We start from the raw sequence: 14,886 nt of genomic DNA on the forward strand, positions 1-14,886 counted from the left end.
GCATCATCATACTATCAAAGCTCCTATCGCGGGAGAGGGGGTAGATCGAAGTGAATAGAAAAATTTGTGCTCAATTTAAGATGAAATCTTGTCTAAAAAACTTTAGGGACGTTGCCTAATTAAATCTGCATTGACCTGCCGCGGTTCTACTGCGGGAAGGTCAATGAAGTTTAAAGCAGGCAATGGACGAGGTTAAAATAAATTTTCTGCAACTTCTTCTTCTGAAGATGTGGTGGTTGACGAACCTTCTTCAATGCCTGGGATTTCTTCTTCACGGAAATATTCAATGATTGCATTGGCTTGGTTGGAAGGCGCCAACAATCCGGTAGTTGGATCAATCCGTACAGCCACTACATTATCCGGTTGCTTAAGCTCATGCTCAGGTTTGCCTTGCAGGGCAACTTTCATAAAATCAATCCACATGGGTAATGCTAGGCTCGCTGCATATTCATGCAAAGAGTGAGGCGTGTCATAGCCTACCCACGTCGTGACCACAAGATCTGCATTATATCCAGCGAACCAGGCATCAACTTGGTCATTGGTAGTACCCGTTTTTCCTGCAATATCTTGCCGGTTGAGTACACGTGCCTGGCTGGCTGTACCGTGTTGTACTACACCTTTAAGTGCTGAATTCATTAAAAAGGCAATATCAGCTGGAATTACCCGTGGAGCCAGATTATCCGGATCGACGTTTTTATCCTCACACTGGGCTTCACAAACTAGTGTGGGTTTGGCTTGTAATAATATCTTGCCATCATTGTCCGTAATATGATCAATTAAATAAGGCTCAATTTTGTAACCGCCGTTTGCAAAAACCGCATAGGCTGCCGTTAATTCCATCGGGCTTACGGACAAGCTACCCAATGCTAAAGATAAAGCGTGGGGAAGTGATTTTTTATTAAATCCAAAATGAGTGATGAAAGTTACTGCATAATCAATGCCTATATCATCCAGAATGCGAATGGAAACGAGATTGCGCGAGCGTACCAAACCTTCTTTTAAACGCGTGGGGCCATTAAACGTACGATTATCATTATGTGGACGCCACAAGTTGGCTTGACTTGGGTCATCCACCACGATGGGCGCGTCATTAACTAATGTAGCCAGCGTATAACCCTTATTAAGGGCAGCTGCATAGATAAAAGGCTTAAAACTGGAGCCAGGTTGACGGGTGGATTGTGTCGCGCGATTGAATTTGCTGCGTTGAAAATCAAAGCCTCCAACTAAAGCTTCGATCGCACCGCTTTTGGGGTTTAATGCCACCAAGGCTCCTTCAACTTGGGGAATTTGCGCGAGTTGCCACTTGTCATTGTGAAAACGCACATAAATTACATCACCTGACGTTACGATTTGTTTGGCTTGAGTTGGCGCCTTACCCATCCAGCCATTTCTAAGAGCAGGTCTGGCCCAAGACATGCCTTCCCAGGGAAGAATTACCCGATTGCCATTGCGCAAAAGGACCGTGGCTTCTTTTCCTTCCATACTGATTACTAGGGCTGGTTGCAAATTGCCTACCGTGGAGTAGGGAGCTAAAACATTTTGCATGGTTGCTGCGGATGGATTTATTTTTCCCACATTGGTTACAGGACCGCGATAACCATGGCGGCGATCATAGGCGAGCAGGTTTTCTTCAATCACTGTGTTTGCTGTTTTCTGCAAGGGTGCCTTAATGGTCGTGTACACTTTATAGCCTTTTGTATAGGCATCTGGCCCAAAATGATCATATAGCGACTGGCGAATCATTTCCGCTACATACGGCGCATTGATTTCCAGTGTAGCCCCATGATAAGCCACAGTAACAGGCTCATTGATCGCTTCATGATACTGTGCTTCAGTGATGTATTTTTCTTCAAGCAAGCGCTCCAAAACGTGATCGCGTCTTTTCTTCGCGGCGGCTGGGTTGGCAATAGGGTTTTGTGTGGATGGGGCTTGCGGCAAACCGGCTATCATGGCTAGTTGGGATAAGTTAAGTTCTTTCAAAGGCTTGCCAAAATAAACTTGGGCTGCAGCGCCGACGCCATAGGCACGATTTCCCAAATAAATTTTATTTAAATATAATTCAAGAATTTTTTCTTTACTCAGTTCCCGATCGATTTTGATGGCCAGCAGGATTTCATTAAATTTGCGTAAAAACGTTTTTTTACGGTTTAAGAAAAAATTACGGGCAACTTGCATGGTAATTGTACTGCCGCCTTGTGACTTGGTACCTGTTTGAATCATGCGTACCGTTGCGCGCGCTAAACCAAATACATCGACTCCGGGATGATCAAAAAAACGTTGATCTTCAGTTGCCAGGACGGCGTGGATTAAGGTAGGCGGTATGTCTTCATAATTAACCGGAATACGTTTTTTTTCTCCATATTCCTGAATTAATAATCCATCTTGCGTGTAAATGCGCAAAGGTACTTGCAGCTGGACGGTTTTGAGAGAATCCACATTGGGTAATTGGCTTTCTAAATATAGATAAAGCAAACTCGCGCCTACCAGAAATAAAAAAAACAAGCTCAGTAAAGCCCAAAGCCCCTTACGCCAAAAATATGTGGTTTTTTTCATTGAAATGATGTCACGTTAATTGACTACGCGCGATTATACCGCGATTTATGGATGTAATGTGAATTATTCAAAAATAAATCTATATGTCAAGTCACATGACAAATCCTTTACACCTAAATTAAAGCCGCTGCTTAGGTGCCGGCTCTTTTTTATTTTGCGCAGTTTCAGTGAATACTTTTGCGGTTAATAATCCTAAAGCCCCTGCACTTAAGGGTGCTTGTCTTTTAAGGGGATGAATGAATGCCTCGTTCTTATTGGAAAATTCTGCATCTTTGGCGGCTGGTTCCTGCCGTGTCTGTTTTTGTCTTTTTTTAAAGAATAACATGTTGTATCCCCAAAATTGATTTTAAGTTTAGTAATTACTTAAAAAAACTAAAAATGCTTTGTTCCTCTTCTTCCTTTTCCCCATCTTTTGTATTTTCTGCGTTTATATCTTCTGCGTTCGCAGGAGTCATGGACTCTGGCGTCATCAGCTTTTGGAATTGCTGATAAAAAACTGCTGTCCAGGTAGGTATGCCTGGGCTATGAAGAGTGGTGGGAAGAATTGAAGACGGCTTTTTTTCAGAGTTTATTGTCTTTACAGCATTTAAAGCAGCCGCAGTGGTTATCCTTTTAATGTAAGCTTGAGACGCCTGAAGCTTTTGTTCCACTGCTTGCAGGCGTTGTGCCATATCCTGATGTTCAAGTGTTAACGTTTTATTTTTTCTTTCCAGATATTCCGCTTTCAATAGCGATTTCTCTATCGTCAATAAGTTTGAGATAGCAGTATTTATTTGTTGTTCCGAGACATTTGCTCGTAATCCCAGAGTTAGAAATAACGTATCTTCCAAGATGAGCGCTGATTCACAATAAGATGACAAAGCCCAGCTTTTTTTAAAACCTAGCAAATTTTTCTGATTTTTCTCATCATAAGTTATGGGGATATATTTCGATTGTAAGGTTGAAAATAAGGTGTTTATATCCAGTAAAAATTTCAGTAATTTATTACTTAAAACAGGTAAAGATCCTTCTTGTTTTTCGCAGGCGTCTATATAATTTTTTATAGAAAAAATCATATGAGCAAGGTAATCAAACAAGGGCTTTCGATTGTGATCTGCTGCTTCTATGAGTTCGTTTATATCAATTTGTATGGCAACTATTGGTTTTTTAAGAATCGTTTGAACTTTATTCTCTTCTATAACTCGCTCATGATCCGTTATATTTTTTTTGGCAAAATTATACCTGACGACGGCCCGGGTGAGTGCCGTTAATACTTCACTTAAAGTGGCCATGGCTGTCTCCTTATAAGTCCTTCATTATCGAATATATTTTATTGCTGCTCAGCTAGCAAGGAGCATAGTTGTAAAAAATTTCAATTTTTTTATAGTTGCGTTAGTATTAGCAATATGCAACGAGGTAGTATTTGTATGATTTCTTTGTGACAAGCCTAGTAGATTATAGCCCTTTATAAAGAAGAAAAGGAAATCAGCACATGGAGAATGACCGTGCTCAAGTTATTTAAGCCTAAACATCATCGCATCCTCGGCATAGACATTAGCTCGAGTTCCGTAAAAATATTGGAAATTTCTGCAAATGGCGATCAGTTTTGTGTTGAAGCTTATGGACGAATTGCATTACCGGAAGGAGCCATGGAAGGGGTCAATATAAAAAATGTGGATGTGGTTGCAGGATCCATCAAAAAACTGCTTACCACCGAACATTTCAACTGCAAGCAAGCCGCATTGGCTGTGCCTGATTCAACAGCCATTAGTCGAATGATTCAAGTCAATGAGGGACTAAGGGACGAGGAAATTGAGGAGTTGGTGACTATAGAAGCTGACAAATACATTCCTTATCCCATTGAAGAAATTAATCTGGATTTTAATATATTGGGCCCATCGACTAAAAACTCAGCCATGCTGGATGTTTTAATTGTGGCTTCCAGAGCAGAAAACGTGAATAATCGTGTGGCTGCAGTAACAAAAGCAGGTCTTGAAGCGAAAATTGTCGATGTGGAATCCTATGTCATTGAGCGCACGGCAAGATTATTTGTTCCAGAATTGCCTGCAGGCGGTAGTAATAAAATTGTAGCGATCATCGATATTGGCGAGGTTTACACTCATTTCTTTATTTTATACGGGATGAAAATTATTTTTTCTCGGGAAGAAGAATTTGGCGGTAAGCAATTAATGGAAGCCATCGTCCAGCGTTATGGGATGAAGATTGAAGAAGCAAGAGCGGCGATGGAACAAGATGCTTTGCCTGCCGAATTTAAAAGTGAAATTTTACAACCTTTTAAGGAATCAATCTTATTGCAAGTAAAACGTGGCTTGCAATTCTTTTTTTCTACCAGTAGGCACACTTTTGTGGATTATATTTTGCTGGCAGGAGGAATTGCCAAATATTCGGATATTGCCCAGTTATTACAAGAACATATCAATATACCGACCAGCATTGCCAACCCTTTTTCGCGTATGAATTTTTCAAAAAATGTAAGCCGAGAGAAAATCGAGCAAGATGCCCCGCGCCTGCTGGTAGCGTGTGGTTTGGCATTGAGGGCGTAATATGGCGGATATCAATTTACTCCCATGGCGCGAATTAAAACGCGAGCGCGAAAAAAAGGAATTTGGCATTTTTGTTTTTATAGGTTTAACCAGTGCAGTTTTGATTATTTTTTTAATTAATTTTTATGCCAAGCAATTGGTGGAACAGCAAAGCCGACGCAATGAAATTCTGCAAACCGAGATTACGCGCCTTGAAAAACAAATTAAGGAAATTGCAGACATTAAAAAACTGCGTCAGGCACTGATTGCAAGAATGAGGATTGTACAAAACCTTCAAGGCACGCGCAGTTTAACAGTAAGGTTATTTGATGAATTAATAAAAATCATGCCAGATGGTGTTTTTTTAACTCATGTGGAACGCAGTGGGGATAAGGTTACCCTTTTGGGATACGCAGAATCCAATACGAATATTTCGCAACTGATGCGTAATATTGAAAATAATCAGTGGATACAAAATCCGGAACTTACCGAAATTAAAAAGACAAAAGAAGAGACACCATCCAGTAATGTGGAAAATGAATTCAAGTTGAGTTTTATTTTACGGCCTGCAACCAACTTATAACCAATTAGGCTGGAACATGAATATAAATCTGAGTGAACTGACGTTAGACAATGTGGGGCAGTGGCCGACAGTGGTTAAAGCCAGTGTGGTTGCTTTCCTGGCTTTGTTGGTTATTGGCATAGGGTACTGGCTGATCGCTAAGCCAAATTTTGAGCAATACGATTCGTTAAAAGCAGAAGAAAATACCTTGCGCAGTAAATTTGAGTTGAAGCAGCATCAGGCTTCCAATTTACAAAAATATCGTAATCAAATGCAAATCATGGAAGAACGCTTTGGCAATATGCTCAAGCAGTTGCCTACGCAAAATGAGATGCCTGGATTGTTGGAAGACATATCGAAAACAGGGATTGCAAGCGGTCTTACTTTTGAATTATTTGCCCCTATGCAAGAAGTACAGCATGATTTTTATATTGAATTGCCCATTAAAATTGCGGTAATAGGTAATTATCATCAATTCGCGATTTTTTTAAGCCGGATAGGGCAACTCAATCGAATTGTAACGCTACATGATTTTGTAATTGAGGGAGCATCCACCGAAAAGCAAAAAAACGCTGCGGGGGAGCAGTTAATAATGCGGATAACGGCAAAAATTTATCGCTATCGCACACAATAGAGCAGGAATATTCATGTTGAAAGCGGTGGGAATGAGTTTTTCTCCAGGCAATGCGAACTGTGGCGGCTTAATGGCCAAAGTGGTGCATTTGTTTATTCGCTGTGGTCTTTATGCAGCTACAAAATCCTTTTTGCTATGGAGTATTGTTGGTTTGTTTTTTACAACCACTATTCTTTCCGGTTGCAGCTCCTCAGAAGATGAGGAATTGCAGCGTTATATGCATGAAATAAAAACACGTCCTTCTCTCCCCATCGAACCTATTCCTGAATTCAAACCTCAGCCAAAATTTGCTTATCCTGAAAATGAGAATAGACGTAGTCCATTTAAGCCTATTGTAATAGAACAAACGAGCGAGCAATTAGCACCCAATATAAATCGTCCCAAACAGCCCCTGGAAGCTTTTCCTTTGGATGCGCTTAAATTTGTGGGACTTTTAAAAGAAAATGGTACGATATGGGGGCTAATCAGTCAGCCGGGAGGATTGATATCTCGGGTGAAGCCGGGTGATTATATGGGAAAAAATTTTGGTCAAATCTTGAGTATCTCGCAAGATACTATGCAAATAGAAGAAACTGTGCAGGTAAATGGTAAATGGGAGAAAAAGAAAATAGCATTAAAGCTACACGTTGCGCCAGCAGATGAGGGCGGTGAAAAACCTGCCCAGTAACCAAAAATAATTATAGTGAATGTCTTAGGATGAGAGAAAGCAGAATTGAAATGCTTATACCCAATGGAGACTAGATTGCATAAGATCATCACCGTCTTTTTGTTATGGATCATTTCTTGTGTTGTATTTGCAGAGGAAAATACATTGGCGGCTGTAAAAGTAAGACCCATGCCGGATAACCGCGTGCGTATCGATTTTTGCTTTACCAAGCCATTGATGCAGCTACCAGCCAGTTTTATTACCCAAAAACCTCCGCGTCTGGTTTTGGATTTTATGAATAGCAATAGCCAGTTAAATGAAAATGACAAAAACAAGCAAATTGATATAGGCTCTCTGGTCCGTTATAAAATAGTGGGCGTAGGCAATCGGGTCAGGGCTATTCTTGATTTGTCTGATTCCATTACCTATTCCGGACAAATCGCTGGAAATCGTTATTCCTTGATGTTGAAGGGCAAGGGGCAGCAACTCATCTCGCAACGCAAAGAGGTTTTTGTTACCAATCGGCCAGTTAATGCACGCTTTGGGATTACGAATCTTGATTTTAGAGGAATAGAAAAGCAAGGAGGGCGGTTGATTGTTGACGTGACTGATACAGGTATCCCTATAGAAGTTACGCAGGCGGGCAAAGATGTGGTGGTCAATTTTATCAGTACCCGTTTACCGCAAAATCTGATGAAACGCTTTGATGTCGCCGATTTCCATAGCCCCACCCAAATGATAAGCGCGGAGCAAGATGGAAGGAATGTGCGAGTCACTCTGATAAACTCCGGGGATTATGGCCATTTTGCCTATCAGGTAAACAAGCAATTTATCGTGGATGTTTTTCCATTGAGCGAAGAAGAAATCCAGCAGGAAAAATTAAGGAAAAAAGTATTTACCGGCAAACGGATTTCTTTAAATTTTCAAGACATTTCCATTCGTGCAGTATTGCAATTATTGGCTGATTTTACCGGCACCAACATTGTTGTCAGCGATGAAGTGAAAGGCAATATTACCCTGCGTTTAAACGATTTGCCCTGGGATCAGGCACTAGACATCATAATGACTACCCAAGGCTTAGACAAGCGCCAGGTGGGAAATGTAATTTTAATTGATACTATAGACAGTTTTGACAAGCGCGAAAAAGCTGAATTAACAGCACAACAAGCTGCAAAAAAATTAGCCCCCATCCGTTCAGAACTATTGCAAATTAACTATGCAAAAGCGGCAGATATCGCCATCATGCTTAAAGACAAGGATAATTCCTTGCTTTCCGAGCGTGGTACACTAAGCGTGGATACGCGCACCAATACGATATGGCTGCAGGATACCGCGACGCAGATCGATGAAATCCGGGAGTTGGTAAAACAATTGGATGTGCCGGTCAAGCAGGTTGTCATTGAAGCACGCATTGTGAATATGACAAAAGATTGTGCCGAGGATCTTGGCGTCCGTTTTGGTGTATCGCGTCCCACGCATTTAAGTGGTACCTTGGAAGGCGCTAATGAATTGGCAAGAGGTACGCCACCAGCTGATGTGCCCATACCGGATCGCTTGAACGTTGACCTTGGGGCATTACCGATTGACGCAACTCCAGCCTCAATCGGCATTGCCTTAGCCAAGTTAGGCGATAATGTTCTTCTTGATCTGGAGTTATCGGCTCTGGAGAGCGAAGGAAAAGCAGAGATCATTGCCAGCCCGCGCCTCATGACGACGAATCAACAAGCCGCAGTCATTGAATCGGGCGAAGATATTCCGTACCAGGAGTCAACTTCAAGCGGCGCCACTGCAGTAGCTTTCAAAAAGGCAGTTTTAAGTTTAAAAGTTACGCCGCAAATTACACCGGATGGTAAATTATTAATGGATTTACAAATCAACCAAGACTCGGATTCTGGTCGCCGTGTACAAGGTGTACCCATTATTCTTACCAAATCCATCGAAACCAATGTATTGGTAAATAATGGTCAGACTATTGTTTTAGGAGGTATTTACAGACAAGATAAAAATAATACCATAACACGGGTGCCATTTTTAGGTGAATTACCTGTAGTCGGTAATTTATTTCGGCGTACATCCGCACGAGTTCGAAATGAGGAGTTGCTCATTTTCATCACTCCAAGGATAATAACCAACAATTTATCGATTACTACCGTCGAAGGGACGAGGCCGCGGTTCGCTCCAATGATGCCTCCACGCCCTCAACCCATAGCGCCACCAGTAAGGCCGTGGAAAGAGTAATCTCTAAGTTCTAAAATAGTTTAGATACCTGGAGGTGATTAAAACGTGTTGGTATGTGAAGGTATACGAAATGCATTCTTGGGTTAAAGTAGATGCTGGATTTCGTCTATGCAGGAAGAAAAAATTGATGAAGTTGGCAAGGTCACTCCTACTTAATTATTATGTTAGTTATAAGAGGTAAATAATTAAAAATGAGCATAGTTAAAGTACGCAATATATTCTTGATAGGGCCTATGGGCGCGGGAAAAAGTACCATAGGCCGTACTTTGGCAAAAGAGCTCAAACTTGAGTTCTATGATTCTGATGAAGTCATTGAAGAGCGTTCAGGTGCAGATATTTCCTGGATTTTCGATGTTGAAGGCGAGGAAGGTTTTCGCCGTCGCGAACAAAAAGTAATTGAAGAATTGACACAAAAAAATAATATTGTTTTGGCCACGGGCGGCGGCGTGGTGATGACGCCGGAAAACCGTAATGCCCTTGCAGCAAGAGGCACGGTTATTTATCTTAAAACTTCCTTGCAACAACAATTTGAACGCACGAAGCGGGATACTAAAAGACCTTTGCTGCAAACGGATGATCTCGAGAGCCGCCTGGAATCATTGCGAGATGAACGGGAGCCTTTTTACGAAGAATTGGCTGATATTAGTTTTGAGACAGACAAACTAACAGTGAAAGCCGTAGCGAATAATATTATAAAATACATCTATGGCGAGGTCTGAAATTTATCAGCAATTGTCGGTACAGCTCAGCAGTTGCCAATATCCTATACATATCGGCTGGAATTGCCTGGAGGAGCAGCAATTATTGCAAAAGTTCGTCACGGGAAAGCAACTGCTTATTGTAACGAATGAAACGGTGGCTCCTCTTTATCTTAATAAAGTGCGGCAAGCGTTTACCTCCTGGCAGTGCGATACGGTGATATTGCCTGATGGGGAAGTTTATAAAAATCAACAAAGCCTTAATGCGATTTATGATGCGTTAATTCAATTTAAACATCATCGCGATACGACCTTATTGGCACTGGGCGGCGGAGTTATAGGCGATCTTACAGGCTTTGCGGCTGCTACGTATCAACGTGGCGTTAATTTGGTGCAGTTGCCCACTACTCTTCTCGCGCAGGTGGATGCGGCCATAGGAGGAAAAACTGCAATCAATCATCCACTGGGTAAAAACCTCATCGGTGCTTTTTATCAACCGCATGCAGTCATTATTGATTTGAGTACGCTAAAAACCTTACCCGAACGTGAACTACGGGCAGGGTTTGCTGAAATCATTAAGTATGGTTTGCTTGCAGGCGGGGATTTTTTATTAAAAATCCAGTATATCTTGGGTGAAGGCCTTAACGGGGCTTCCAGGCAAGAGTGGAGCGAGCTTATTTCCGGATGTTGTCAAATTAAGGCAAAATTTGTTCAGGAAGATGAGCGTGAAAGTGGCAGCAGAGCATTATTAAACTTAGGCCATACGTTTGCACATGCGCTTGAAGCATATACTTCCTATGAACGGTGGCATCATGGGGAGGCCGTTGCAATAGGGCTTTTTTGCGCTGCACAATTATCCTATGAGCATGGGATAATTGATTATTCTTGTGTAAAACTAGTTGATGCTTTACTAGCTGCGGCGCAATTGCCGCGCCGTATTCCGAAAGAGATTGATTTGCATGTCCTGCATGGCTTAATGTTTAGCGATAAAAAAATAAAAAATCAGCGATTACGTTTCGTATTAATGAAGGCACCGGGAAATTGCTATCTTGATAGCACTATAACAGATGAATGCTTGCACCATGCATTAATGAATGCAGTTGAAGGAGACTGACAATGAGTGATGGAACCATCCAATTTAACGCTGATCAATTAATTGATCATGACAATTTATACAAACCAGCATCCTGGCTTAATAAAATTACGTTCATCAATCACTTGGTTAAAGGCTGCAATAATATCCTTATTTCAGTTTTAGGCGAACAGGGGAGCGGCAAAACGACTTTTGCTGCACTATTGAGCGAAAATCTTGATAAAGAAATAACATCCTGTCTTATCACGGCCAGCCCTTTATTCAATCAAGGATTGTTCCTATCGCAACTGGCAGTACAACTTCGTCATAATGGTGAAGTGACTTTGGCTAATATTGTTGGCAAAAGCCAGGCTGAAAAAGAGCATACCTTGCTGATAATTGACGATGCGCATTATCTGTCGGAAGCTTTTATAAGTGAAATATTATCTGTAGCTAAGTCGCAAGGTGAAGAAGCTTATTTCCATGTTTGTTTGATCTCCAATTTCTCGTTGGTGCAGGTGCTGAATAATCTTGGGCAAGACAGCAAGGATATGATTCATAGCTTGGAACTCGGGCATTTAACCGAGCAGGAAACCAAGGTTTATGTGTTGCATCGTTTGCTTTCTCAATCCAGTTTCCTGAAAGATGAATATCTAAAGCAATTTTACCAGTTAACGGAAGGAAATATTCTCGGAATTAATACACAATTGGCCGGATTTTTCCATAATGGTTGCATGCCTAAAAGCAAGGGTGTATTTTTTAACAAGACTGCAAAGCGCGTTACCTTGGTAGGAAGTGCAATCATTGTTGCATTGGGTGTTGCTTTTTTCCTACAACCGCAAAACCAGCTTCCTGTTGAAACTGCATTGGCGCTTAATGCAGTTCAACCCGCGCAAGAAACTATTGCAAATGTGAAAGCCATCGCCGAACCAGTATTGGACAGCAATATTCCCCGCTACGATATGGCATCCACTGTACAATATATTCAGCCGGCACCATTGCGCCGCGCGGAACTGGCTTTCTACAGTGAGGAAGAAGATGTAAATGATAACTTGGTTGTTATGGATAAAGTGGTGGTAATACCGCAAGTTGCGCAAGCCAAAGCGCATCAATTATTGGAGCAGGAAAGTACTTCCATAGCGCAGGCGGTGCCGATGGGTGGCGAAATAAAGGCAAATAAGCTTGAAATTAAGAAACCAGTATTAAAGATCGCCGATGTTAAACCTAAAAAGCCTGTCATGATGCAACATAAAACGCCTCCTGGTCAGTTTACAATACAATTATTAGCGAGCCACAGCATATCGGCATTAAAGGATTTTGCAAAAATTCACCGGCTTGCGGATGCCAAAATAAGACGCGCTCAACGGCAAGGCAATGCATGGTATGTATTGACCATAGGCGAATACAAGCAAAAAGAATCGGCAAACCAGGCTGCCTATCAATTATCTAAAGAAATTGCCAAATTAAAGCCGTGGATTCGGCAGTTAAGTGATTTGCAAGATATTGGGTAATAGTAATTTGTTATGCTGTTTTTTAGATTATTCATTGCCCCGGATAATTAAGCCTATCCGGGGCGGGTTTGTCTTTCTTGGTTAAAGCAAATTAAAAAACCGTGACCCCTTGCTTGTCTGCATGTGGTGCCACGTTTTTCTCAGAGGCAAAATCTTTTCTCCAAGTCTTAAAGCCGATAATGGCCATACCCATATAAATTAAAACGAGCATGACGTGGAACGGTAAATCTTTGACATAGTACAAGATTACATAGATGCAATCGGCGCAAAACCATAAAATCCAGGTAATCATCATTTTGTAGCACATGGCGCATTGTGCCGTAATGCTAAGCGCCGTGGTGGCAGCATCTAGCATGGGTACATTTGAATGCGTGGAAATTGTTAGTATGCCGGCAATAATACAATATAAGATTAGAACTCCACCAGCCACATACACCACTTGTTTCAGGGAAAGAGGTATCATTTTTGACCGCAATTCATTTTGTTGCGACCAAAGATACCAGCCATAGCAAAAATTAAAAAAGTAAAATATTTCCAGACACATATCGGCGAAAATACCTTTTTGCCAATAAAGCCAGGCGTTGCAGGAAGTAGCAACCAATCCTATCATCCACGCCTTCATGTCACGACGGATAAAAAAATAAGTTGCAAGCAGAGCGGTAATCGCCCCAAACAAGTCAATTAGCATATGCTGATGTCCAATGAAGCCAATGGGATAAAAACAATTCCTGCACTTTACCAGTAGCATAAGACGCTTGTTATTAGGCTTGTTGCGTCAAACACTGTATAAAAATAATTCCCTATACTTAAGGACAGCAGGTATTTTACATGAGTTGGGGTTGCTGGGAAATTACAGTTTTTTCTGATAGGCTGTCATTTACAGCATTATGCATTTTAAGGAGAAGAACATGTATAAAAAGGTATTGTTTGCCACCGATTTTGACGAGGTTGGGATTAATGCTGCCCATAAAGCTAAAAAAATTGCCGATGAAAATAAGGCTGAATTAATTTTAGTCCATGTGGTTGAGCCAATACCAGCTTATGCTTATCCAGGTTTTGCAGGTTTTGCTGAAGTAGAAGTTTCTATCCGCGAGCAGGCAGAGAAAGAATTAAACACATTGGCTGAGCGTCTAAAAGTGGATGAAAAACATCGTTTTCTGGAATTTGGTTCTACAAAAAATGAAGTTTTGCGTGTGGCTAAGGAAAACAATATTGACCTCATCGTGACGGGAAGCCATGGCAAACATGGGCTTGCCTTGTTGTTGGGTTCCACAGCGAATGCCATTTTACATGGCGCTCAATGCGATGTATTGATTGTGCGCTCTCATCAGGATTAATTTTGCAAGGGGCTAAAATAAGCTGATAAGCGCTTTTGCCCCGCAATTTTATAAAACTCCAAGTTCGTAATTGAGAATAAAATCAGTATAATCCCTTTTTTGTCTTCTATCGAAGAGCATGAAATTATTACGCGGTTTACAAGATATGCCTGCCCTCCGTGCAGGTACAGTGTTAACTATTGGCAATTTTGATGGAGTGCACAGGGGGCACCAGGCTCTGTTAAACGAATTAAGGAGCGAGGCCCGCCGCTTACAGCTACCATTGACTGTGATTTTATTTGAACCGCAACCGGGCGAATATTTTCAAGGAAGTGCAGCTCCTGCCCGCCTTGCAACACTAAGAGAAAAGATCAACGAGCTAAAAAAATATGGCGTTGATTACGTTTATTGTCTTAAATTTAATCGAGATTTAGCTTTAATGCCGCCTGCTGAGTTTGCAGAGAAAATTATATTTTCTTTATTGCAGGCAAAATATATCCTAATAGGTCGTGATTTCCGGTTTGGTAAGGAGCGTGGTGGTGATGTGGCATTATTGCAGGAATTAGCAAAAAAATGGAATTCAACGGTAGAGATGTTTCCGGATTTTGCAACGGCAGGCGAACGCATTAGTTCGACAAAAATTAGGCAAGCGCTTGCCGAGAATCACCTTGAGCGGGCAGCAGAATTTTTGGGGCGCCGTTATGCTATGTGCGGGAGAGTGGTGCCGGGAAATGGGCTTGGGCGGCAGTGGGGGATCCCTACCGCGAATTTATGTTTAAACAGGCGCTCTTTGCCTATTAGGGGAGTTTTCTGTGTCTACGTACAAAGAAAAGGACGTTTATTCCCTGCTGTGGCAAATTTAGGCTGCAGACCAACGGTAGATGGGGTGCGCAATTTATTAGAAATCCATTTATTAGATTTTAATGAAATGATTTATGGAGAAATTTTACAAGTTATTTTCTTGCACAAACTGCGGGATGAGAGTAAATTTTCTTCATTGGATGCATTAATTGCACAAATTAAACAAGATATCGCAGCAACAAAAAATTATTTTAATCGTGTGATTTCCGTTTCCAAGTCCTAAGCTTATAAAAGCTTGCAGTAACAAAGTTAACGGCACAGGAGTTTGGAATT

At 41.4% G+C, this 14,886-nt stretch carries 14 protein-coding genes; 10 read left to right on the forward strand and 4 right to left on the reverse strand.

Annotation, left to right across the window (positions count from 1 at the left end):
* Window positions 1-192 precede the first annotated feature (192 nt).
* From ELY11_RS09120 to ELY11_RS09130, 3 genes are all read right to left on the reverse strand, one after another.
* Window positions 193-2,553 (reverse strand): penicillin-binding protein 1A, encoded by a 2,361-nt coding sequence (locus ELY11_RS09120; RefSeq protein ID WP_126953891.1) that lies wholly within the window; start codon window positions 2,551-2,553, stop codon window positions 193-195.
* A 118-nt stretch (window positions 2,554-2,671) separates the two neighbouring features.
* Window positions 2,672-2,878, reverse strand: a complete 207-nt coding sequence (locus tag ELY11_RS09125) for a hypothetical protein (protein WP_126953890.1) — start codon at window positions 2,876-2,878, stop codon at window positions 2,672-2,674.
* Between the two features lie 34 nt (window positions 2,879-2,912).
* Window positions 2,913-3,824, reverse strand: a complete 912-nt coding sequence (locus ELY11_RS09130; RefSeq protein ID WP_127033199.1) for a hypothetical protein — start codon at window positions 3,822-3,824, stop codon at window positions 2,913-2,915.
* A gap of 213 nt (window positions 3,825-4,037) precedes the next feature.
* Between ELY11_RS09130 and pilM the strand changes: the two genes are divergently transcribed.
* From pilM to ELY11_RS09170, 8 genes are all read left to right on the forward strand, one after another.
* Window positions 4,038-5,096 carry a type IV pilus assembly protein PilM gene (pilM, locus tag ELY11_RS09135; RefSeq protein WP_126953888.1) on the forward strand — a complete coding sequence of 353 codons (1,059 nt, stop codon included), beginning with the start codon at window positions 4,038-4,040 and terminating at the stop codon, window positions 5,094-5,096.
* A gap of 1 nt (window position 5,097) precedes the next feature.
* Entirely contained in the window at window positions 5,098-5,658 is a 561-nt protein-coding gene (locus ELY11_RS09140) for a PilN domain-containing protein (protein WP_126953887.1), read from the forward strand.
* A 16-nt stretch (window positions 5,659-5,674) separates the two neighbouring features.
* Window positions 5,675-6,271, forward strand: coding sequence for a type IV pilus inner membrane component PilO (locus tag ELY11_RS09145; RefSeq protein ID WP_127033201.1), 597 nt, complete (start codon window positions 5,675-5,677; stop codon window positions 6,269-6,271).
* Window positions 6,272-6,284: 13 nt separating this feature from the next.
* Window positions 6,285-6,938, forward strand: a complete 654-nt coding sequence (locus ELY11_RS09150; RefSeq protein WP_233579787.1) for a pilus assembly protein PilP — start codon at window positions 6,285-6,287, stop codon at window positions 6,936-6,938.
* A gap of 75 nt (window positions 6,939-7,013) precedes the next feature.
* On the forward strand, window positions 7,014-9,155 hold the full coding sequence (locus ELY11_RS09155) for a type IV pilus secretin PilQ (RefSeq protein ID WP_126953885.1): 2,142 nt from the start codon (window positions 7,014-7,016) through the stop codon (window positions 9,153-9,155).
* A gap of 191 nt (window positions 9,156-9,346) precedes the next feature.
* The gene (gene aroK, locus ELY11_RS09160; RefSeq protein WP_126953884.1) at window positions 9,347-9,874 is read left to right on the forward strand and encodes a shikimate kinase AroK; all 528 of its coding nucleotides are present in this window, start codon (window positions 9,347-9,349) and stop codon (window positions 9,872-9,874) included.
* Window positions 9,861-10,967, forward strand: coding sequence for a 3-dehydroquinate synthase (gene aroB, locus ELY11_RS09165; RefSeq protein WP_126953883.1), 1,107 nt, complete (start codon window positions 9,861-9,863; stop codon window positions 10,965-10,967). The genes aroK and aroB overlap by 14 nt, the downstream gene beginning before the upstream one ends.
* Before the next feature lie 2 nt (window positions 10,968-10,969).
* A complete protein-coding gene (locus tag ELY11_RS09170; RefSeq protein WP_126953882.1) occupies window positions 10,970-12,436 on the forward strand; it encodes an SPOR domain-containing protein in 1,467 nt (488 codons plus the stop codon).
* 91 nt (window positions 12,437-12,527) lie between these two features.
* On the opposite strand, the gene pnuC is transcribed toward ELY11_RS09170, so the two are convergent.
* On the reverse strand, window positions 12,528-13,124 hold the full coding sequence (pnuC, locus tag ELY11_RS09175; protein ID WP_158614974.1) for a nicotinamide riboside transporter PnuC: 597 nt from the start codon (window positions 13,122-13,124) through the stop codon (window positions 12,528-12,530).
* A 220-nt stretch (window positions 13,125-13,344) separates the two neighbouring features.
* On the opposite strand from pnuC, the gene ELY11_RS09180 reads away from it, so the two are divergent.
* Both ELY11_RS09180 and ribF read left to right on the forward strand, forming a co-directional pair.
* Window positions 13,345-13,773 carry a universal stress protein gene (locus tag ELY11_RS09180; RefSeq protein ID WP_126953880.1) on the forward strand — a complete coding sequence of 143 codons (429 nt, stop codon included), beginning with the start codon at window positions 13,345-13,347 and terminating at the stop codon, window positions 13,771-13,773.
* A 118-nt stretch (window positions 13,774-13,891) separates the two neighbouring features.
* Window positions 13,892-14,836, forward strand: coding sequence for a bifunctional riboflavin kinase/FAD synthetase (gene ribF, locus ELY11_RS09185; RefSeq protein WP_127033203.1), 945 nt, complete (start codon window positions 13,892-13,894; stop codon window positions 14,834-14,836).
* Window positions 14,837-14,886: the final 50 nt, after the last annotated feature.

The sequence above is a fragment of the Legionella septentrionalis genome, from assembly GCF_003989745.1.
In the GTDB taxonomy this organism is placed as follows: domain Bacteria; phylum Pseudomonadota; class Gammaproteobacteria; order Legionellales; family Legionellaceae; genus Legionella_A; species Legionella_A septentrionalis.

Coding starts and splice junctions, on each gene's coding strand:
- ELY11_RS09145 (WP_127033201.1), top strand. CDS start 5,675: ATGAATATAAATCTGAGTGAACTGACGTTAGACAATGTGGGGCAGTGG.
- ribF (WP_127033203.1), top strand. CDS start 13,892: ATGAAATTATTACGCGGTTTACAAGATATGCCTGCCCTCCGTGCAGGT.
- ELY11_RS09125 (WP_126953890.1), bottom strand. CDS start 2,878: ATGTTATTCTTTAAAAAAAGACAAAAACAGACACGGCAGGAACCAGCC.
- pnuC (WP_158614974.1), bottom strand. CDS start 13,124: ATGCTAATTGACTTGTTTGGGGCGATTACCGCTCTGCTTGCAACTTAT.
- ELY11_RS09120 (WP_126953891.1), bottom strand. CDS start 2,553: ATGAAAAAAACCACATATTTTTGGCGTAAGGGGCTTTGGGCTTTACTG.
- ELY11_RS09180 (WP_126953880.1), top strand. CDS start 13,345: ATGTATAAAAAGGTATTGTTTGCCACCGATTTTGACGAGGTTGGGATT.
- aroB (WP_126953883.1), top strand. CDS start 9,861: ATGGCGAGGTCTGAAATTTATCAGCAATTGTCGGTACAGCTCAGCAGT.
- ELY11_RS09150 (WP_233579787.1), top strand. CDS start 6,285: ATGTTGAAAGCGGTGGGAATGAGTTTTTCTCCAGGCAATGCGAACTGT.
- ELY11_RS09140 (WP_126953887.1), top strand. CDS start 5,098: ATGGCGGATATCAATTTACTCCCATGGCGCGAATTAAAACGCGAGCGC.
- ELY11_RS09170 (WP_126953882.1), top strand. CDS start 10,970: ATGAGTGATGGAACCATCCAATTTAACGCTGATCAATTAATTGATCAT.
- aroK (WP_126953884.1), top strand. CDS start 9,347: ATGAGCATAGTTAAAGTACGCAATATATTCTTGATAGGGCCTATGGGC.
- ELY11_RS09130 (WP_127033199.1), bottom strand. CDS start 3,824: ATGGCCACTTTAAGTGAAGTATTAACGGCACTCACCCGGGCCGTCGTC.